Source organism: Flavobacterium litorale, from assembly GCF_019613795.1.
Classification (GTDB): Bacteria; Bacteroidota; Bacteroidia; order Flavobacteriales; family Flavobacteriaceae; genus Flavobacterium; species Flavobacterium litorale.
The window spans coordinates 882,939-904,361 of record NZ_CP080429.1; the positions used below are offsets into that span (position 1 = coordinate 882,939).

Consider the following 21,423-nt stretch of genomic DNA (forward strand, 5'->3'; position numbering starts at 1 on the left):
ATTTATATTTTTAAAGCAGAAATATTACTATCGCATTATAGTAATTTCGGCATCGGACGACTTGGATTCATTAACGTTTCTTGGGTTACCGTATATGGTAAGTTCACCGTCAGAGGCTACTGTAGCATCTACATTTCCTTTGCAGTATATACTAGCTTCGCCATCGGATGCTATGGCAATACTGCAATTGTTTTTGGTTTTAAGTTCGTTGCCGTTCAGTTCAGCATCAGAAGCTACGGCTGCATTAAAATTCCTTGCACTACCCGATAGTGTTATCTCAGCATCGGATGCTGCTACAAGCGTAAAATTATTAGTATCTACTTTTAATTGTACTACTACATCGCTATTGGCACTTAACATAAAATTTCTGGATTTTATAGTATCCTCACACGTAATTTCTACATCGCCCGAAACTGTCATTTCATTTATATCATCCGTGTAGTATACTATCATCTCTAAATCATCATAATCGTTGGATATAGCCAAATATCCTCCTGCTGAAGAGACTCTAAAATCATCCGATAAATCTTCGTTATCTGCTCCCGAAATAACAAGTTTATTTTCAGATGATTTAACAAGTTGTAACTCCATATCGGCATCGCCACTAATGGCTATTTTATTAAAGCTATCTAATTCGTAGGTTTTTTGTGCTGTTGCGAACTGAAATGTTGCTATGGCAGCTAGTAATAAAAATGTTTTCATAATTGGAATGTTTTATTGTTTTGTAGTAAAGACAGTGCTTAATAGTAAATGTTACAGTATTTTGTAAAAAATATAACCCCAGCATATTATTTTATATATACTGGGGTTATAAATATATGATTTTTAGTGTGTTACTTTATTCTGATTCTGCCTCCAAAAGTTGTTTTTTTATCTACTTGCGATGGATTACCATACACATCTATATCACCACCTGCTGTTACTTTAGCATTTACGTAATCGGTAGCGTATATTTCTACTTCGCCACCAGCACTTACTTTTATCTCGGTTTGCTCGGTAATTAGTTGTTTTGCCTCAAGTATACCCCCTGAGTTTATTTTAACCTCGTGGTTAATGCATTTACCATAAAGCTCTGCAATACCACCTGAGCTAATTTTAGAATTTAAATGCTGTACGTCCATCTCTACTTTTATAGTAGCACCTTCTTTAGCATTTAAATCGAGCGAAGTAACTTTTAAAACGTCTGAAGAGCCTATGTACGAACCTTCGTTGGCTTCTATTTCTCTTATTGTGCCCGTGTAGTATAAAGTAGCCTCAATGTCTTCGCCAGCTAGTAATTTTGTAAACTCCATTTTTATTTTGAGTTTACCGTTTTTGTTTACTACCACTACTTCGTTAGCTCTGTCGCCTACAATTTCTATTTTATTTTCGGATGATTTAACGAGCGTTACGTTAATCATATCGAATACTTTTACGACTGAAAAATCGCCTAGCTTTTTGGTTACCTCCTGCGCATTAATACATTGACTTATAGTTAATAATGCTACTAAAATTAACTTTTTCATTTTGTGATTGGATTTAATTTGATGATTTTATATGTTTCATTACATATACAAAGACGAGATTAAACTGCCAAAGGTTACAGGTTTTGGTAAAAAATTTTGCTTTTAGCTTATTTTAAGCAGCTAATCATCATCTTTTACTGTTCCTACCAACTGAAAATCAAGCTGTTTCTTAACCAAGTCGGCATTTTTTACTTTTACATAAACTTCGTCGCCCAATTGTAATAAGTTGCCTGTAACTTCGCCTACTAAGGCGTATTGCTTATCATCAAACGTATAATAATCGTCTTTAATTTCGCGTATACGGCACATACCTTCGCATTTGTTAGATACTATTTCTACGTAAATACCCCACTCGGTAACGCCCGATATTACACCCAAAAACTCCTCATCCTTATGGTCCAGCATGTACTTAACCTGCATGTATTTAATGCTATCGCGCTCGGCGTTTACTGCAAGGTATTCCATGCCTGAACAGTGGTTGCATTTATCTTCGTACACCTCTTCATCTACTGATGCACCTCCATCTAAATAATATTGCAATAAGCGGTGTGCCATAACATCGGGGTAACGGCGTATGGGCGATGTAAAGTGCGAGTAATAATCGAATGCTAAACCATAATGCCCAATATTATCTGTGGAGTATTTGGCTTTGCTCATACTCCTAATAGCAAGGGTATCTACAAGGTTTTGTTCTTTTTTACCACGAGCATCTACCATTAATTGGTTTAAGGATTGCGATATGGTTTGCTTTGTTTTAAAGTTAACGCTATACCCAAACTTGGATATTACCGTTTGCAAATTCATTAATTTATCGGTATCGGGTTCATCGTGAATACGGTATACAAAGGTTTTCTTTTGTTTGCCAATATACTCGGCTACTTTTCGGTTTGCCAACAGCATAAATTCTTCGATAAGATGATTGGCATCTTTAGATTCTTTAAAGTACACGCCTATAGGTTCGGCATTTTCGTCGAGGTTAAATTTTACTTCTACTTTATCAAACGATATGGCTCCTTTTGCCATGCGTTTTTTACGCATTATTTTAGCAAGTGCATCCATTTTTAGTATGGTAAACTGTATATCATCACTAACAGTATATGCTTCTCCAGTTAACGAAATATCAGCTGGTATGGTAGCCTCTTTGGTTTCAATAATGTGCTGTGCTTCCTCATAGGCAAAACGCTGATCGGAATAAATAACCGTACGCCCAAACCATTGGTTTACAAGCTCTGCTTTATCGTTAAGCTCAAATACTGCCGAAAACGTATATTTTTCCTCGTGTGGACGTAACGAACAGGCAAAGTTAGAGAGTACTTCGGGTAACATGGGTACTACCCTATCTACTAAATATACCGATGTAGCACGGTTGTATGCCTCATCATCCAATATAGTGCCCTCTTTTAAGTAATGCGATACATCGGCAATGTGTATGCCTATCTCATAATTACCATTGTCTAGTTTCTGGAATGATAATGCATCATCAAAATCCTTAGCATCCTTAGGGTCTATAGTAAGCGTTAATGTTTTACGCATATCCCTCCTACGGGCAATTTCATCTTCGTGTATTTCGGTATCTATCTTTTGCGCATACGCCTCTACATCTACAGGAAAATCATACGGCAATCCGTACTCTGCCAGTATAGCATGTATTTCGGTATCGTGTTCGCCAGGGCGTCCTAACACACGGGTTACCTCGCCAAAAGGGCTATCGGCTTTAGCAGGCCAATCTTCTATTCTTACCAATACTACATCGCCATCCTGAGCATTACCCAATTTGTTTTTCGGGATAAAAATATCGGTATACATTTTTGGGTTGGCGGTAGATACAAACGAAAAATTCTTTTGTACATCTATTACCCCCACAAAGTCGGTTTTAGCGCGCTCTAGTATCTCTACTACTTCACCCTCAGGGCGTTTGCCCCTACGGCGGTTATAAATATAAACCTTAACCCTATCGCCATCCAAAGCCTTATTCAGGTTGTTGGTAGGGATAAAAATATCGTCTTCCAATTCTGTCGATACAAAATAAGCAGTCCTCCTGCTCGTCATATCAATAACGCCTTCTATGTAATCGTTTTTAGCAATTACAGTATATTTTCCGCGTTCTGTTTCTTCAATTTTTTGTTTGGCAGCAAGATATTTGAGTTCTTTAATAATTTCATTACGTCCTTTGGTATCGGTAACGTGAAATGCAGCTGCAACTTGTTTGTAGTTGAATGATTTGTTGGGATCTTTAGCTAGTAGTTTATAAATTTTTCGTGAAAAATCTTTTTCTTTCTTAGCCGAAGGTCTTCCGTTGTTTTTACTCATATAATTTTAAATATTGCTGAAAATTACGAATTACTAGACTATTAACCTGCCTATTTAATGAAATAATAACTTTTTTGAGATAGAATTAATTTATAAGAAACAACAAAAAAGAGTACCTTTAGTAGCATAACTGTTTCTATATGAAAGATTTTATTACAGCAGCCGTATTTACCTATCCGCACGAAATTACCATACTAAAGCACTTACTTACCGAGGCAGGCATTAGCTACTTTTTTGAGAACGAAACCATGACATCCATAGTACCCATGTACTCGGCAGCATTGGGTGGCATTAAACTAAAAGTACACCCCAACGACTTAGAGGACGTAAAAGCAATACTAAACAATTTTTCGTCCAACAGTAACCTCAAAATTGTATAGCCACTCCCTCCTATTCCATTTTAAAGTTGTTAACATTTATTAAAAATACTATAATAACTTTTTTAAATTTTAAAATAAAATGATGGTTATTATAGCGTGTTAATAAGAGGTAAAACTTTATTGTATTTTTTTGCATTACTTACTTAACGGTATTTATACAAAATAATCAACAATGTTAACTTAATGTAAAATACTGTATCGTAACCATTTTTACAACACTTAGGGTAGTTATTAACAATGGTTAACAACAAAAAATGCTAGTGTTTATTTAATAATTTACCTTATTAATTACTGTTAATAACTGCTAGTAAACTGCTGATAAAAAAATATGAAAAAGTAAAAACTTTGCTTGCATTTTTAGTTTTACTTTCTGTATGTAAAAAAATTGTTAAGAACCTGAATATTTTTATAAAATTCGTTATCAACTTATCAACAATATCATTCATTTTGTAACTACTTTATTTACAATAGGTTTTAAAATTTATAAACATTACAGTATTTTAACATATATATTACTATATTAATGGCGACACCCACCCTAAAAAAGATTACCGTATTGAGTACTAGTATATTAGTAATTGTTTGGTAACTTTGCCCGAAATAAACAACATAACACAACAAGAATAATGAAAATTTCGATAGGAAACGACCACGCTGCTCCCGACTATAAAAAAGCAATTGTACAGCACCTAGAGCAAAAAGGCATAACCGTTATTAACCATGGTACTGATACTTTTGATAGCGTAGATTACCCCGATTTTGTATACCCTGTAGCCAACGATGTAACCAATGGTACTGCCGATTTTGGTATACTATTGTGTGGTAGTGGTAATGGCGTATCTATGACGGCTAACAAGTACTCCAATATTCGTGCTGCACTATGTTGGACCAAAGAAATTACCGAACTGGCCCGCCAGCATAACGATGCTAATATATTAAGTATACCAGCTCGTTATACCTCCGTACAACAAGCTATAGCAATGGTAGATGCTTTTATTAACACTGATTTTGAAGGTGGACGCCACCAAAACAGAGTTGCTAAAATTGCTTGTAAGTAATAGTTAGTAGCTTTTAGATATAAAAAATCCGCTTGGAAGAGCGGATTTCTTTATTTATTACGTTTGAGCTTAATGGGATTTTGCCGAGTATCGAAAACATCAGCAATTTTAATTAATTGTAGCTTTTTGTCTACCGAATAGATAATTTTATAGTTATCGCAAAGTAAACTAAAATAGTCAATTTCACGATTTAAAAGTAATTCCTCACGCTGGCTAATTTCAGGATTATTTATTAGTCTATCAGGTTCAGAAATTATTTTTTGAACTATTTTCTTGGCAAAATTTGTACTAGCATTTTCACAATAATATTCAAATATTTTATCCAATTCGCTTTTCGCAAAGTCAGACCAAACAACTTTAAAACCCATTATTCGTATTTAGAAAGTAATTCTTGGCTGGTTGAGTACCTACCGTTTTTAAAATCCTCTTCCGATTTATCAATTCTCGCATTGAGTTCTGTTACCGTTGTAGGAGTAAAACTTTCACTTTTAGTAGTAATGGTTTGTTTTTTTAGTACATTTTCGAGGAGCGTAACAATTTCCTCACTCTGAAGTTTTAAAAACTCCTGTACAAATTCTATTTTTCGGGTTTTTAAATCCATAGCAGTATAATTTATATCAAAAATACTAAATTATTTTTTGCTATTATTTTTGGTTTTATATTTTTGGAATTTTGTAATGAAGTAAAGATTTATAAGTATCAAAAATTCACTACAAGAGGATTAAATTAATTTTTTGCTTTTAATATTAGTGGTTTATCATTAACTCCTATTCATTTAGACAATGATGATATTCTTGAGAACATGTAACGTATTATCAACATATTTTCTAGGCGAGCCACTAGCAGTCATTCGAAACTTTTTTATAGTTTCATTAATAATTTTCTTTTTTTCATCTTTATCTGTCATTTCCATTACGCCACCAATTTTGATAAACCAGTTTACATTCGTATGCTCAACTTTACCACATTTTAGAGGTGTTAAACAATCGAATAAAATTTCATTTATATATTTCATGTCCAAAGAATCATGATTTTGATTAATATAGTTATTTATACTATTATGCGCTGTAACTCCAAAATAATACACATCTTCTTCTATTAAATAAGCATCTATAATAGGTTGACCGAAATATATTTGTTCGGATTTATTTAAACTTATTTGACCGTATGCCATTCCTCCTTTCATTGGAATATCATTTTCGATGGCTTTTGCCAAAAACCATCTTACTGCAACTAAAAAAAACCTAAAATTTTCACTATCGCCATTCTTTGAAAATAGTACAATCGAATCTGAGAAACTAACAGTATAAATTTCAGCATTTCCAACTTTTTCTTGTATTTCATCATCAGCAGTAAGCTTTTCTAACCATTTCTTAATTCTTGAAATCTCATTTAGTTTGTCGTAAATCTCATTATGGGTTGATCTCATAACCATATCTTTAAATCCGAGAATATCAAAAAAGGCTACAAATCTTTTATCCGTAGGAATCCACTTTGTTTTATTACTCTTTGCCATTATTAAATTTTTTAGTTAGATTACTAACTTACAAAAACTTTCTTAAAATCATAATTTAAATATTACTCCAAAAATATCCCGTTATCTTTGTAAACCTTAGAATTACAAAGCATGACAAACATTCAATATATAGCGGGGGTGGTAACTGCACCCGTAAAAAGCATAACCGCCACACTACAATTACTAAACGAAGACTGTACCATACCCTTTATAGCCCGTTATCGTAAAGATGCTACAGGTAACCTCGATGAGGTAGTAATAGAGCAAATAGCCAAGCTCAACCAAGCCTATGAGGCAATTGTAAAGCGAAAAGAAGCGATACTTAAAAGCATTGAAGAACAAAACGCACTTACACCCGAATTACAGGATAAAATTAATAGTAGTTTCGACCTTATAGCGTTAGAAGACTTATACCTGCCCTACAAAAAACGCCGAAAAACCAAAGCTGATACGGCGCGCGAAAATGGATTAGAGCCGTTGGCAAAAATAATTATGGCACAAAACGCTGATGATATTGATTATGTAGCGGGTAAATACCTTAATAACAAAGTAGTTAACGAAGATGATGCCCTACAAGGTGCACGCGACATTATAGCCGAGTGGATTAACGAGAATATGTACATAAGGAAAAACCTGCGTCGTATTTTTAACCGTAATGCAACAATAACAACCAAAGCCGTTAAAACTGCCGACCCCGAAAAAGCACAAAAATTTTCGCAATACCTCGATTGGAGCGAGAACCTAACCAAAGCACCATCGCATCGACTGTTGGCAATGCTACGGGCAGCCGAAGAGGGGATTATAAAATTTAAAATAGAAGTGGATAAAGATGCTGTTTTGGCTTTTATGGAGCAAACGGTTATTAAAAACCCCAAAAAAGAAACGGCACCACACCTGCAAAAAGCCATAGCCGATAGTTACAAACGTTTGCTAGCACCTGCCATAGGCAACGAGGTATTGCAAGAAGCCAAGACGAAAGCCGATGCTACAGCCATACATGTATTTGCCGATAATTTACAGCAATTATTACTTGCACCACCATTGGTAGGAAAACGCATACTTGCCATAGACCCTGGATTCAGGTCGGGTTGTAAAGTAGTCTGCCTCGACGAAAAAGGCGATTTGTTATATAACGAAACGATATTTCCGCATCCGCCACAAAAAGAGAGCGCCATTGCCATGAAAAAAATACGTTCTATGGCAAATGCTTACAAAGTAGAAGCCATAGCCATTGGTAACGGTACAGCAAGCCGCGAAACCGAACATTTTATTAAAAAAATAGCCTGGGACACGCCACCACAAGTATTTATAGTAAACGAGGCTGGTGCATCGGTATATTCGGCATCAAAAATTGCACGTTCAGAATTCCCAAATTACGATGTTACCGTGCGTGGTGCAGTATCCATAGGGCGTAGGCTGTCCGACCCACTTGCCGAACTGGTAAAAATAGACCCCAAAGCCATAGGCGTAGGGCAGTACCAACACGATGTAGACCAAACCAAACTAAAAGAAGAACTCGATACGGTAGTAATGCGTTGTGTAAACGCGGTGGGTGTAAACATAAACACCGCTAGTAAATCGTTGTTAAGTTATGTATCGGGCATAGGGGATAAGCTCGCCGAAAACATCGTGGCGTATCGTACCGAAAATGGTGCTTTTGAGGACAGAAAACAACTTAAAAAAGTACCTCGACTAGGAGAAAAAGCCTACCAACAGGCAGCAGCGTTTGTACGCATACCCAATGCTAAAAACCCGTTGGATAATAGTGCTGTGCACCCAGAAGCCTACCTGATTATTGAGAAAATGGCAAAGGACTTAAAGTTAAAAACGGCGGAGCTAATTTCGAATAAAGTGGCTAGTGCAAAAATTAATATTGATGATTATGCTACTGAAAATATTGGTGTACTGGGTTTACAAGATATTTTAAAAGAGCTTGAAAAACCTGGGCTAGACCCGCGTAAATCGGTTAAAATGTTTGAGTTCGACCCCAATGTAAAATCGATTACCGACCTCAATACAGGTATGATTTTACCTGGTATAGTAAACAACATTACCAATTTTGGTTGCTTTATTGATGTAGGCATTAAGGAGAGTGGACTGGTACATATATCGCAATTAAAAGAAGGTTTTGTGAGCGATGTAAACGAAGTTGTAAAATTACACCAGCACGTTACCGTAAAAGTGATGGAAGTGGACGAAGCCCGAAAAAGGGTACAGTTAAGTATGATAGTATAAGTTACCTATCATCCTGCAAGGTCTTTACGACCTTGTAGGTATAAACTACATAACAGCAGAGTAAACCTACAAGGTCGTAAAGACCTTGCAGGTGTCCAAAATAAATTTGTCAAATGAAATGGTTTGTAGGTTGCCCACGCTCCATTACGCTTTGCTCGTAATGATATACTAGAAAAAACATTACGAGGCACTAAGTAATCTATTTATAAACAAAAAACCCTATAGCACTGCTATAGGGTTTGGGTTAATTGCAAGTATGTATTACAATTTATTGTCTTCTTGTGTTTGTTGCTTTTTAGACGTTGCGGGCTGCTCATCCTCTTTAGCAGCATTTTTAAACTCTTTAATACCAGAACCAAGTCCTTTCATTAGTTCAGGAATTTTTCTTCCGCCAAAAAGTAAAAGTAAAACCACAACAATCAATATGATTTGTGGTGTGCCAATCATTCCCAGAAAAAATGCTAATGAATTCATAATAATAGAATATATATTTTCGCTACAAAGTTAAACATAAATTATTTACAACAATTGCATACGCTAATTATTTGGTTATAGTTTGCGTTAAATGTTGTTTATTTAACGTTATGTGCTATGCTTTTCGCGTATGTACAATTTCATTCTGCTCACGAGATTAGTATATTTGTATATTAAACTGTTATGTATGGCAAAAAAAAGGCTCAAGAGAAAGGTAATCAAAAAAAAGCTATTTAACAAAAGCCGTTTGGTTATACTGGATGAGGATAACTTTGAGGAAAAATTTTCGCTCAAGCTTAACCTCATGAATGTTTTTGTGGTACTTACTACGGTAAGTATTGTAATGATAGCACTTACCACCTACATTATTGCCTTTACACCCTTACGGGAGTACATACCAGGGTACAACTCTACCAAACTAAAACGAGAAGCTACGGAAAATGCTATAAAAACAGACTCGTTAACACAAGAACTGGAGGCGAATAAAGCCTACCTAGCCTCTATAAAAAAAGTGCTTACAGGCGATTTGGAGCTGACGAAATTAAATAGAGATTCGATTTACGTACCCGAACAAAAAGAAACACCTCATATAGACGTATCGCCATCTGAAGCTGAGCTGAAGTTAATGGAAGAGGTAGCACTAGAGGATAAGTATAATTTATTTGAAGAATCCAAGCCACGTGTAAACCTCGTACTATTTTCTCCTGCAAAAGGGCACATTACCGAGCCGTACAACTCTAAAAATAAACATTTTGCTGTAGATGTTGCTTTGGCTAAAGATACACCTATAAAATCGGTAGCCGCAGGTACCGTATTGTTTGCCGATTGGACGCCTACCAACGGTAACGTAATTATAGTACGCCATAACGATGGTATTATATCGGTGTACAAACATGCTGCTACATTAACCAAAGAACAAGGCGATATAGTGCACTCGGGCGAGGCAATAGCTCTTGCAGGCTCTACGGGCGAACAATCTACAGGAGTACATTTACATTTTGAGCTATGGAAAGACGGTTACCCTATAAACCCCACCCAATATATTAATTTTGAATAGATGCAAGATATACTAAATGCAATAACAAGTATTTTTTTCTTAAGTGGCTTTGTACTACTTGTAACGGCTATACTAATGCATTTTTTTCCACCAAAAAAAATTAACGATTTATATGGTTATCGTTCCAAACGCTCCAAGCAATCGCAGGAAAATTGGGATTTTGCTCAAAAATTTTCCACCAAACAAATGCTAAAAGTAGCTATATTTATGCTGATTTCAGGAGGGGTTAATGCCATGCTTGATTTAGAGCAACAAACAGAAGCCATTTTTGGAATACTAATGCTACTAGTAGGTATGGCTTACCTTTTTTATACCACCGAGAACGAACTAAAAAACCGTTCTACCGATTAATAAACGCAAAACATGTCATTAAAATCGTTCGCTGCAAAGCTATTCGCTCGTAACGTATACAACACTACCCAAAAATGGGCACAAAACCCTGTAGCTACCCAGCAAAAGGTATTTAAGCAATTGCTAAAAAAAGCAGCGCATACGGCTTTTGGTACCGACCATAACTTTAGCACCATACAAAACTATACCGATTTTGCAACCCATGTACCCGTACGCGATTACGAGGCTTTAAAACCGTATGTAGAACGTGTTGTAGCAGGCGAAGCTGATGTATTATGGGTAGGCAAACCCCTTTATTTTGCAAAAACATCGGGTACAACATCGGGTGCGAAGTATATTCCGCTTACCAAAGAGTCCATGCCCTACCACATAGAAGCAGCCCGTAACGCCATATTGCTGTATGTGCATGAAACAGGTAATGCCGATTTTGTAGATGGCAAAATGATATTTTTACAGGGTAGCCCCGTGTTGGAGGAGAAAAACGGACTCAAATTTGGGCGGCTCAGCGGTATCGTGGCGCACTACGTACCCAGTTACCTACAACGCAACCGCATGCCCAGTTGGGAAACCAATATTATTGACGATTGGGAAACCAAAGTAGATGCCATTGTAGAAGAAACCTACCCCGAAGATATGCGGGTAATATCGGGCATACCCTCGTGGGTACAAATGTACTTTGAGCGTTTGCAGAAAAAAGGAAACAAAAAAGTAGGCGATATTTTTAAGAATTTCAGCCTGTTTATTTACGGTGGGGTTAATTACGAACCCTACCGTGCAAAATTCGAAAATTTAATAGGACGTAAAGTAGATAGTATTGAGTTATTCCCAGCTTCCGAAGGTTTTTTTGCCTACCAAGACAAACAGGGCGAAAAAGGGATGTTGTTGCTCTTAAATGCAGGTGTTTTTTACGAATTTATAAAATCGGATGAGTTTTTTACCGATAATCCAAAACGCTATACCATAGGCGAGGTAGCACTGGGTGTTAACTACGTACTCATAATTTCTACCAACGCAGGGCTATGGGCATACAATACAGGCGATACTGTTGCGTTTACATCATTGCAACCCTACAGGGTAATTGTAACAGGCAGGATAAAACATTTTATTTCGGCATTTGGCGAGCACGTTATAGGCAAAGAGGTGGAAAGTGCCCTTAACGAAGCTATGGAGGGAACACAAGTACGTGTAAACGAATTTACCGTTGCACCACAAATAAACCCTGTTAACGGTTTGCCGTACCACGAATGGTTTATTGAGTTTGAAAACGAACCTGATGATATGGAGGCTTTTGCCATAGCAATAGACGAAGCCATGCGCAAGCAGAACACCTATTACGACGATTTGATACGAGGGAGTATACTCCGTACCGTAGTAATAACCAAGGTAGGTAAAAACGGTTTTCAGGAGTACATGAAATCTATTGGTAAATTAGGAGGGCAAAACAAGCTACCCCGATTGAGTAACGATAGGAAAATAGCCGATGCATTAAGCTAATGTAAAATAGCAATAACAAGTAGTGCCGTAGCGTTGCTACTTTAAACAACTAAAAAAATAAATCCTACATTTGCGGATAAAACAACAATTAGAATGCGAAGCACCAGAAATATATCGCGTACACGCGCACAAGAATCTTCGGCAGCCATAGAACGACTGTATATTACAATGCGTCATCTATTTAACCGAGGTTTTTACAAACCCATGGGTGTATCGGGCGAAACACTTAGGGAAGCACTTTTGGAGTTGCGCCCCGAAATATATGGCTCTATAGCCGACGAAAAAGCCGAGCTTAACGGACTATTGTATGTTATAGAGCGTTTGCCTATAGGTATAGAGGAATGCCGTTTTATAAACCTCACTTCGGACGAAGGCTACTCGAAATCGCATTTCCAAGCCATAGTACCACCCAAACGCCGCCGTAACTGCTACCGTATTGATGAGGAGCAGATGAATGTAGATATTACACGAGGCAGGTCGGACATTTACGATATTCTTACGCACCTTACCTTTATATTTATAGAGTCGCACAAAATACGAAACCGCGTATTGATAGATGAATCGGGCGAAATGACCCGCGACTGGCAAAAACTGGAGCAGGTAATTTTGCAAAACAAAAAATTAAACCTCGAAGGCCGCGAAACAGCCATTTCACATGTATCCAACATATTAGGGCGTACCTTTGCTGAGGTTACCGATATTTACGATGCGTTTGGTAACGCCACCACCCCCGACAGGTTTTTACACGTAGTGTATTGGCTGGGCAAATTGGCTATAGATGAGGCTTTGGGCGGACCAAAACGCGCCATAACGTTTAGCCCTATATTGCGTGAAAGGCTAGGGCACCACATACATGGCGAAATATGGGCCGATAATATTAAGGCAGTACTAAAGCAAAACGGATTACTGCAACGCCCCATACATATTATTAGTGCCAACATGCACAGTGTAATGAACTCCATATACGCACCGCACGTACTTAAAACCAAATATAAAGATAAACCCGACTTTTTTATTTACGAGGAGCTAAGCAAATCGGGTAATAAGGACAGGGACAAGGTAGAGGCATTTGCCCTTAAAAATGGCATGATTGCCATGCCCGATACCTCAGGGACTAATATTGACGTACAAATATTCGATTCCGCTAAAATCGATTTCTCAAAATCGGCATTTCCATCGGCAAACGTAGGGGAGGATAAACCCGTTATTATCGTAATGGATTATGCTTTTGGTGAGCAAGCCTATGAAACGATTGATGAGTTATTAAAACCGTATAAAGAAAACAGTACCAAAACCTTCCTTAATGTAGATTCTGTTTCCATAATGGGTAAAGCAGGAATCTTGGAAGGCAATAAGGGCGATATCATGATACCATCCGCACACGTTAACGAGGGTACAGGCGATAATTACCCGTTTAATAACGAGCTTACTGCCAAAATGTTTGAGGGCGAGGGGATACCCGTATATACAGGCTCTATGGTAACGGTATTGGGTACATCACTCCAAAATAAAGACCTACTCAAGTTTTTCCATAAATCAACATGGGGTGTTATAGGGCTGGAAATGGAAGGTGCCTATTACCAAAAAGCCATTCAATCGGCATCTAAAATCAGAAAAAGCATCAACCCCGATGTAAAAGTGCGCTATGCCTACTATGCATCGGATAATCCGTTAGAAACGGGTAGTACACTCGCATCGGGCGGATTGGGCACAACAGGTGTAAAACCAACATATTTAATTACGATAAAAATTTTAGAACAACTTTTTAACTGTAAATAAAACCAATGGCAAACCAAACAAACAACAACCAAGACGTAGATTTGGCAATGGTATCTGGAAAAATAAGAGGCTATTTTACCCGTGCTAACGATTCCTTTTTTGATGGAATACTGTATTTAAAACGCAATATTTTGTGGGTAGCCCTAGTTATTATAGCAGGTATTGCATTAGGCTACTATATGGACCAAGGTAAAAAAGTTTATGAGCAACGCGTAGTGGTAATTCCTAACTTTGATAGTGTTGATTATTTGTACGATAACGTAAACCTCATCAGTCAAAAAATAAAAGAAAGTGACAGCGATTTTTTAAACAAAATTGGTTTGGGTGGTGCACGCATTGGTGATATAAAAATAGAGCCTGTTATAGAAATTTATGATTTTATTGATGATCGTGATGATGAGCAACAGCGCAGAATGCAAGTATTTAAATTACTAGCAGAAGGTGATAATATAGAGGATGTTTTGGAGGACATGCCCACAGCACGAAACTACCCAAAACACCTTATTACCATTTACACCTCGGGTAACGCGGAGCGTAAAACAACCGTAGATCCTATAATGGACTACCTAAACTCTGATTCGTATTTTTTGGAGATGAAAGTGGAGTATACCAAAAGCCTCCAAGCCGAAATTGCAGCTAACGATACTACTATTGCACAAATAAACAATATGCTAAACGATTTTTCGGGTACTACACGTAAAGGTGCTGATAATTTAATTTATTACAACGATAATACCCCCATGAATGAGGTTATCAAGCTCAAAAACAGCCTCTTAAAAAAGCAAGCAAAAAATAAAGTAAACCTTTTAAATTACGATAAAATTGTTAAAGAGAGCAGCGTAATACTCAACACAAAAAGGAAATCATTTATTTCGGGCAGAATGAAGTTTGTAGTACCACTCGTTTTCTTCTTCTTTCTTTTTGTGCCTATTGCAATGTTTGTAAGTTACTATAAAAGGCAAGTAAACAAACGAAAAATAATTATTACTAATGAATAAGGCATTATTAATTACAGGAGGTGCAGGTTTTATAGGCGCAAACTTTGTAGTACATTTTTTAGCAAACAACCCCGATTATTTTGTAGTAAACCTCGATTTGCTTACTTATGCTGGTACACTAGATAACCTGACTGAAGTAGAGGGCAACCCCAACTACAAATTTGTACAAGGCGATATTTGCGATAAAGCATTAGTAGCAAAATTATTTGCAACGCACAATTTTAAAGGCGTTATACACTTTGCTGCCGAGTCGCACGTAGATAATTCCATCTCAGGACCCGAAGCCTTTATGCAAACCAACGTAATGGGTACCTTTACCCTGCTGGAAACGGCAAGGCAACACTGGATGAGTGCACCCAATACCTACAAAACAGGGTACGAGCTGTGTCGTTTCCACCACATCTCTACCGATGAGGTATACGGTACGCTTGGCGCAGAAGGACTTTTTACTGAAGAAACACCCTATGCACCCAATAGCCCATACAGTGCCTCAAAAGCAGCGTCGGATATGGTAGTGCGTAGCTATTTCCATACCTATGGGATGAATGTAGTAACCACCAACTGCTCCAACAACTACGGACCAAAACAACATAATGAAAAACTCATACCTACCATTATACGCAAAGCCGTAGCGGGAGAGAATATTCCCATTTATGGCGATGGGCAAAATGTGCGCGATTGGCTGTACGTAACCGACCATTGTACAGGAATTGAATTAGCCTATAAAAACGGTAAGGCAGGCGAAACCTATAATATAGGCGGACGTAATGAGCGAAACAATTTATATATTGCCAACACAATATGCGAATTGCTAGACGGTATGTACCCTAAAAAAGATGGTAGCTACAAAGACCAAATTACTTTTGTGACTGACAGACCGGGGCACGATTTGCGTTACGCCATTGATGCCAACAAAATAGAAAGTGAATTGGGCTGGAAAGCCGATGAAAATTTTGAAACAGGAATTGTAAAAACCATACAATGGTATTTGCACAAACTAACCAAATAGTATGAAAGGAATAATACTAGCAGGAGGTTCGGGTACAAGGCTGCACCCCCTTACGCTTGCCGTAAGTAAGCAACTTATGCCCATTTACGATAAGCCCATGATTTACTATCCGTTATCTACCCTAATGTGGGCAGGTATTAAGGAAATATTAATTATATCCACCCCGCACGATTTACCACTGTTTCGTCACCTACTAGGCGACGGTAGCACATTAGGCTGCCGTTTTGAGTATGCCGTACAAGAAGAACCCAACGGTTTGGCTGAAGCCTTTATTATAGGTAAAGAATTTGTAGGTAACGATAAGGTAGCCCTAATACTAGGCGATAATATTTTTTACGGTACAGGGCTTGCCGATTTATTACAATCCAACAACAACCCAGATGGCGGTATTATATATGCCTACCACGTACACGACCCAGAGCGTTACGGCGTAGTAGATTTTGATGCCAACGGAAATGTATTATCTATAGAAGAAAAGCCCGAAAAACCAAAATCGAACTTTGCCGTACCAGGTATATATTTTTACGATAACAATGTGCTGGATATAGCAGCTAACATACAACCCAGCCACAGAGGCGAACTCGAAATTACCGATGTGAATAAAGAATACCTAAAACAAGGCAACCTAAAAGTAAGCATACTCGATAGAGGTACAGCTTGGCTCGATACAGGTACATTTAACTCACTAATGCAAGCCAGCCAGTTTGTACAAGTAATAGAAGAACGCCAAGGACTAAAAATAGGCGCTATAGAAGAAGCAGCCTACAGAATGGGATATATAACTAAAGACGAACTTGCAGCGTTAGCACAACCGCTTTTAAAAAGTGGTTATGGTACGCATTTAATGAGCTTAATAGCATAACAATGGCAGCAATACCAACAAAACTGGAAGGATGCTTTATTATAGAACCCAACGTAATACCCGACGAAAGGGGCTACTTTATGGAAAGCTATAACGAAAAACGTTTTGAAGCCGAAACAGGAACAAAAGTGCATTTTGTGCAAGACAATCAGTCATTCTCTACCAAGGGTGTATTACGCGGATTGCACTACCAAACAGGCGAGCACGCACAAGCAAAATTGGTACGCGTATTACAAGGCGAAGTGCTGGATGTTGCGGTAGATATTAGACCAGATTCGCCTACATTTGGAGAGCACGTAGCCGTTATGCTAACTGCCCAAAATAACAAGCAACTATTTGTACCCCGTGGCTTTGCACATGGCTTTTTAGTAGTGAGCGAAACTGCAACCTTTTTTTACAAATGCGATAACTTTTATAATAAAGAATCCGAAGGTGGTATTATTTATAACGACGAGCGCATTGGTATAGATTGGGGTATGGAAGCATCCAATTTAATCATATCGCAAAAAGATACCGTATTACCAAACCTTCAAAATTCACGCCCCATATGGTAGTATTAGTAACAGGAGCATCGGGGCAGTTAGGGCAGGCAATACAGGCAATTGCACCCAAATACAAACAAGTACAGTTTCATTTTACCACTTCGGCAGAAGCCGATATTACAAATACATCAAGTTTGAAAACTACATTCAATCGGGTTAAACCCGATTTTTGTATTAACGCAGCCGCCTATACCGCTGTAGATAAAGCCGAAAGCGAACCCGAAAAAGCACATTTAATCAATGTAACGGGCGCTAAAAACCTAGCAGAAATCTGTAAAGAATATGGTACAACACTAGTCCATATTTCTACCGATTTTGTTTTTGATGGTAACAAAAATACGCCGTACGATGAAGAAGATGCAACCCATCCGCAAGGGGTATACGGTGCTACTAAAAGAGCAGGAGAGGAGGCAATAGAAGCGATATTGGAAGCGCATTACATTGTCAGGACATCGTGGTTGTATTCCGAATACGGCAATAACTTTATGAAAACCATGATACGCCTTGGTAACGAGCGCGATGTACTAAGTGTAGTAAACGACCAAACAGGTACACCTACCAATGCTAACGACCTTGCCGATGCCATACTGCAGATTATAACAAGCGATAAAAAGGCTTACGGAATATACCATTACAGCAACGAGGGCGTTGCTACATGGTACGATTTTGCTAAGAAGATATTTGAAGTTAACAACATTACTATAAATTTGCAGCCTATTAGTACTGCACAGTATCCAACCCCTGCCAAACGACCTGTTTACAGTGTAATGGATAAAAGTAAAATAAAGCAGGTCGTTGGCGTTGATATTCCGCAATGGGAAGCAAGCCTTACCAATTTAACTAAAAATAGCTAATGAAAATAGTAGTAACAGGAGGTGCTGGCTTTGTAGGGTCGTCACTTTGTCTCAGTCTAAAACAAAAATATCCAAATTACACCATTGTTGCTTTTGATAATTTAAAAAGGCGCGGTTCTGAACTAAACTTGACAGATTTTAAAGAGCAGGGTATAATTTTTATTCATGGCGATATACGCAATGCGGAAGATATAGCAGCCTTAGGCAGCTTTGATGTATTGGTTGAAGCTTCGGCAGAACCATCGGTAACGGCAGGACTGGATTCTGATCCTACCTATGTTATTAACAACAACCTATATGGCTCTATCAATTGTTTTAACGCTTGTGTAAAACATAACGCCAAACTAATATTCCTTTCAACTAGTAGGGTATATCCTATCGATGCCATCGAAAATGCTACGTTTAAAGAAGAAGCAACGCGGTTTTCATTTTCTTCCGAACAGGAACAGCAAGGAATTTCAGACAAGGGAATTTCAGAATACCTCAGCCTTTCAGGCTCACGTTCCTTTTACGGTACAACAAAATTATCTTCAGAACTTTTTATTCAGGAATATGCAGCGTTTTATGGGCTTAAAGCTGCAATTACCCGTTTTGGTGTTATAGCAGGACCACGCCAAATGGGAAAAACCGACCAAGGAGTTGTAACCTTGTGGATGGCAAAACACTATTGGAAACAGTCGTTACAATACATTGGTTATGGCGGTACAGGAAAACAAGTACGCGATATTTTACATATTGATGATGCTGTAAACCTGATAGCTATGCAGATACACAATATTGAAAAATTTGAAGGACACGTATTTAATGCTGGGGGAGGGGTAGAAAACAGTGCCTCTTTATTGGAAATGACTAAAATTTGTGAGGAAATATCAAACAATACAATTACTATTGGTAGTGAGCCTATTACGAGACCTGCAGACTTGAGAATTTATGTAACGGATAATAGTTACATTGAAAATGTAACAGGCTGGAAACCTAAAAAATCGGTAAAAACTGTATTTACAGATATTTACAACTGGATTAAAGAAAATGAAAACCAACTAGAAGGAATTTTAAAGTAATGGCTATTATACCACAGCTAAAGACATTTATAAAACAACCAGCCAACCTTGTAGGTATTATACTTGCCCTTGTGTCTGCTTATATGCTTTTTCCTGCTGTATTTACAATGCCTACTGGACCACTTCAGCATGAAGGCTATTTATATAATTCACTAGACCCTTCTTGGCTTCTTACCCTTAATTATGCCAATAACGAAAATTTGGTATGGGGTAGCGACTTCGCTTTTACTTATGGGCCATTATCCTACCTGTCTATGCGAAAAGGGTGGGGGTGTAGTAGTATCTCGTTTATTTTTTACGACCTTTTTTACTTTTTCAATTTGGCAATGTTGTTTTTTATAAGTTTCAGGAAAGCAAAAAATCCATTTTTGGCAGTAGTAATGATAGCTGCAAATGTATTGCTTATAAGTACTTATTTAGGAGGTTCCAATGCCTTGGTTTGGATGCTTATTCTAGTTTTTTGGATAATCCAGAACCTAAATAACCCTCGCTTACTGTATTATATAATCCAGTCAATAATAATTACGGGTCTTTTCTATATTAAGTTTAATACAAGTCTTATTTCAATTGTATTATATTATATTTCTTTAAGCTATCTGTTTGTATTCAGGAAGGATTATTTATGGAGAGTTTCTCTGTTTGCAGTACTACCATTACTAGCTATTGCTGTTCTGCTTCCAGTATTAAATGTAGAACCTTGGGGTTACATAGTTTCTGGATACAATTTTGTTTCCGGGTATAACGAAATCATGCATCTTGGCGATGAGGTTTCCACACCATTATTAATTCCTACCTACACTATTATAAGCATGATGTTGTTTTTTGTAGGTATCAAATTATTGTGGATAAAAGGTATATTTAGCCGTTACGACCTTCTGTTCAAAAACCTCATATTAGGTTTTGTTTTTATAATGGCATTGTTTGTTCTTTATAAACAGGCTTTTGTAAGAGCGGATATATGGCATATCATGGAATTTTTTACCTATTCAGTTTTCCTCATGTTGTGTTCAGGTATGTTTGCTTCCTATAAGTTTAAAAGTCCTGTAACAGCCATAGTTCTTATACTGGTTGCATTACCAATATATATTATTTTTAAAAACCCGCTACCAGGCAGTAGTAGCTTCAATAAAAAAATACATAAAGGCGCATACTTTACTGGATTGGCTAATTTTACACCACAGTCGGACATGAAGCTGTTTCCAAACAATAACCAGCTTCCACCAGAGATTAAAAAAATAGTTGGTAACAAAACGGTAGATACCTATCCGTGGAATACACACATGCTGTTTGAAAATGCGCTCAATTATGTACCACGACCAGTAATGCAGTCATATGCAGCTTATACTCCTTACTTAGAAAACCTTAACTACGAGTATTATAACTCAAACAAAGCACCACAGTTTGTATTGTACGATTATGAGTCTATAGATTATCGCTATCCGTTGTTTGACGAAAGTAAAATGAATTTACTACTCCTTAAGCGCTACAAACTGGTAGCCTCATTCGAAAGTTATGATAGGCATATGCTACTTTTGGAAAAGAAAGAAAATGCGGCGCCAGTTAAACTGGAGTTTTATAGAGAATATGCTATGTTCATTAATACTGGCATAGTACCTCAGGAAGGTATGTATTATGAAATATCTCCATATAACACTATTAAAGGTAAAATAAGAGGTTTTTTAAAATATGCACCAGAACTTATACTTGAAGTTAGGAGTATAGATAACACGCAAAAGCAATACAAAACATCAATACCTTTACTTAAAACGGGTATTTTTTCGGACGTTGTTGTAGAAAACACACAAGATTTTGCCAACTTGTTGAAGAATGATAGTATAGAGGCTAACAAAAAAGTAAAATATTATAAAATTAACCCTAAACATTCTGGAATGTTCAAAGAAAAAATACGGGTAAAAGAATATAAAATAGTACAGTAAA

The 21,423-nt window shown here is 37.3% G+C and carries 21 protein-coding genes; 14 read left to right on the plus strand and 7 right to left on the minus strand.

What is annotated here, in order from left to right; translation table 11 throughout:
• Positions 1 to 27: 27 nt before the first annotated feature.
• From K1I41_RS03895 to rnr, 3 genes are all read right to left on the minus strand, one after another.
• Positions 28 to 702 carry a head GIN domain-containing protein gene (locus K1I41_RS03895; RefSeq protein WP_220641375.1) on the minus strand — a complete coding sequence of 225 codons (675 nt, stop codon included), beginning with the start codon at positions 700 to 702 and terminating at the stop codon, positions 28 to 30.
• 131 nt (positions 703 to 833) lie between these two features.
• On the minus strand, positions 834 to 1,505 hold the full coding sequence (locus tag K1I41_RS03900; RefSeq protein ID WP_220641376.1) for a head GIN domain-containing protein: 672 nt from the start codon (positions 1,503 to 1,505) through the stop codon (positions 834 to 836).
• Positions 1,506 to 1,625: 120 nt separating this feature from the next.
• A complete protein-coding gene (gene rnr / locus K1I41_RS03905) occupies positions 1,626 to 3,815 on the minus strand; it encodes a ribonuclease R (RefSeq protein WP_220641377.1) in 2,190 nt (729 codons plus the stop codon).
• A 140-nt stretch (positions 3,816 to 3,955) separates the two neighbouring features.
• On the opposite strand from rnr, the gene K1I41_RS03910 reads away from it, so the two are divergent.
• Positions 3,956 to 4,195 carry a putative signal transducing protein gene (locus K1I41_RS03910; protein WP_220641378.1) on the plus strand — a complete coding sequence of 80 codons (240 nt, stop codon included), beginning with the start codon at positions 3,956 to 3,958 and terminating at the stop codon, positions 4,193 to 4,195.
• A gap of 626 nt (positions 4,196 to 4,821) precedes the next feature.
• Positions 4,822 to 5,253, plus strand: a complete 432-nt coding sequence (gene rpiB, locus K1I41_RS03915; RefSeq protein WP_220641379.1) for a ribose 5-phosphate isomerase B — start codon at positions 4,822 to 4,824, stop codon at positions 5,251 to 5,253.
• Positions 5,254 to 5,303: 50 nt separating this feature from the next.
• Here the strand turns inward: rpiB and K1I41_RS03920 are convergent, their stop codons facing one another.
• From K1I41_RS03920 to K1I41_RS03930, 3 genes are all read right to left on the minus strand, one after another.
• The gene (locus K1I41_RS03920; RefSeq protein ID WP_220641380.1) at positions 5,304 to 5,621 is read right to left on the minus strand and encodes a type II toxin-antitoxin system RelE/ParE family toxin; all 318 of its coding nucleotides are present in this window, start codon (positions 5,619 to 5,621) and stop codon (positions 5,304 to 5,306) included.
• Positions 5,621 to 5,854, minus strand: coding sequence for a hypothetical protein (locus tag K1I41_RS03925; RefSeq protein ID WP_220641381.1), 234 nt, complete (start codon positions 5,852 to 5,854; stop codon positions 5,621 to 5,623). Before K1I41_RS03925 ends, K1I41_RS03920 begins: the two co-directional genes overlap by 1 nt.
• A gap of 174 nt (positions 5,855 to 6,028) precedes the next feature.
• Entirely contained in the window at positions 6,029 to 6,769 is a 741-nt protein-coding gene (locus tag K1I41_RS03930; RefSeq protein WP_220641382.1) for a hypothetical protein, read from the minus strand.
• A 111-nt stretch (positions 6,770 to 6,880) separates the two neighbouring features.
• On the opposite strand from K1I41_RS03930, the gene K1I41_RS03935 reads away from it, so the two are divergent.
• Positions 6,881 to 9,004 carry a Tex family protein gene (locus K1I41_RS03935; RefSeq protein WP_220641383.1) on the plus strand — a complete coding sequence of 708 codons (2,124 nt, stop codon included), beginning with the start codon at positions 6,881 to 6,883 and terminating at the stop codon, positions 9,002 to 9,004.
• 261 nt (positions 9,005 to 9,265) lie between these two features.
• Here the strand turns inward: K1I41_RS03935 and K1I41_RS03940 are convergent, their stop codons facing one another.
• The gene (locus K1I41_RS03940) at positions 9,266 to 9,478 is read right to left on the minus strand and encodes a twin-arginine translocase TatA/TatE family subunit (protein WP_309508899.1); all 213 of its coding nucleotides are present in this window, start codon (positions 9,476 to 9,478) and stop codon (positions 9,266 to 9,268) included.
• A 187-nt stretch (positions 9,479 to 9,665) separates the two neighbouring features.
• Between K1I41_RS03940 and K1I41_RS03945 the strand changes: the two genes are divergently transcribed.
• The 11 genes from K1I41_RS03945 (at position 9,666) to K1I41_RS03995 (ending at position 21,422) form a co-directional block, all read left to right on the plus strand.
• On the plus strand, positions 9,666 to 10,535 hold the full coding sequence (locus K1I41_RS03945; protein WP_220641384.1) for a M23 family metallopeptidase: 870 nt from the start codon (positions 9,666 to 9,668) through the stop codon (positions 10,533 to 10,535).
• Positions 10,536 to 10,886, plus strand: coding sequence for an SdpI family protein (locus K1I41_RS03950; RefSeq protein ID WP_220641385.1), 351 nt, complete (start codon positions 10,536 to 10,538; stop codon positions 10,884 to 10,886).
• A gap of 12 nt (positions 10,887 to 10,898) precedes the next feature.
• Positions 10,899 to 12,380, plus strand: a complete 1,482-nt coding sequence (locus K1I41_RS03955) for a GH3 family acyl-acid amido synthetase (protein ID WP_220641386.1) — start codon at positions 10,899 to 10,901, stop codon at positions 12,378 to 12,380.
• A 93-nt stretch (positions 12,381 to 12,473) separates the two neighbouring features.
• Positions 12,474 to 14,159, plus strand: a complete 1,686-nt coding sequence (locus K1I41_RS03960) for a DUF6909 family protein (RefSeq protein WP_220641387.1) — start codon at positions 12,474 to 12,476, stop codon at positions 14,157 to 14,159.
• Positions 14,160 to 14,164: 5 nt separating this feature from the next.
• Positions 14,165 to 15,157, plus strand: a complete 993-nt coding sequence (locus K1I41_RS03965) for a patatin-like phospholipase domain-containing protein (protein WP_220641388.1) — start codon at positions 14,165 to 14,167, stop codon at positions 15,155 to 15,157.
• Positions 15,150 to 16,166, plus strand: coding sequence for a dTDP-glucose 4,6-dehydratase (gene rfbB / locus K1I41_RS03970; RefSeq protein ID WP_220641389.1), 1,017 nt, complete (start codon positions 15,150 to 15,152; stop codon positions 16,164 to 16,166). The genes K1I41_RS03965 and rfbB overlap by 8 nt, the downstream gene beginning before the upstream one ends.
• 1 nt (position 16,167) lies before the next feature.
• Positions 16,168 to 17,028, plus strand: a complete 861-nt coding sequence (rfbA, locus tag K1I41_RS03975; RefSeq protein ID WP_220641390.1) for a glucose-1-phosphate thymidylyltransferase RfbA — start codon at positions 16,168 to 16,170, stop codon at positions 17,026 to 17,028.
• A gap of 2 nt (positions 17,029 to 17,030) precedes the next feature.
• On the plus strand, positions 17,031 to 17,582 hold the full coding sequence (gene rfbC, locus K1I41_RS03980) for a dTDP-4-dehydrorhamnose 3,5-epimerase (RefSeq protein WP_220641391.1): 552 nt from the start codon (positions 17,031 to 17,033) through the stop codon (positions 17,580 to 17,582).
• The gene (rfbD, locus tag K1I41_RS03985; protein WP_220641392.1) at positions 17,576 to 18,424 is read left to right on the plus strand and encodes a dTDP-4-dehydrorhamnose reductase; all 849 of its coding nucleotides are present in this window, start codon (positions 17,576 to 17,578) and stop codon (positions 18,422 to 18,424) included. The genes rfbC and rfbD overlap by 7 nt, the downstream gene beginning before the upstream one ends.
• Positions 18,424 to 19,485, plus strand: a complete 1,062-nt coding sequence (locus tag K1I41_RS03990; RefSeq protein ID WP_220641393.1) for an NAD-dependent epimerase/dehydratase family protein — start codon at positions 18,424 to 18,426, stop codon at positions 19,483 to 19,485. Before rfbD ends, K1I41_RS03990 begins: the two co-directional genes overlap by 1 nt.
• Positions 19,485 to 21,422, plus strand: coding sequence for a hypothetical protein (locus K1I41_RS03995; RefSeq protein WP_220641394.1), 1,938 nt, complete (start codon positions 19,485 to 19,487; stop codon positions 21,420 to 21,422). The genes K1I41_RS03990 and K1I41_RS03995 overlap by 1 nt, the downstream gene beginning before the upstream one ends.
• Position 21,423 lies beyond the last annotated feature (1 nt).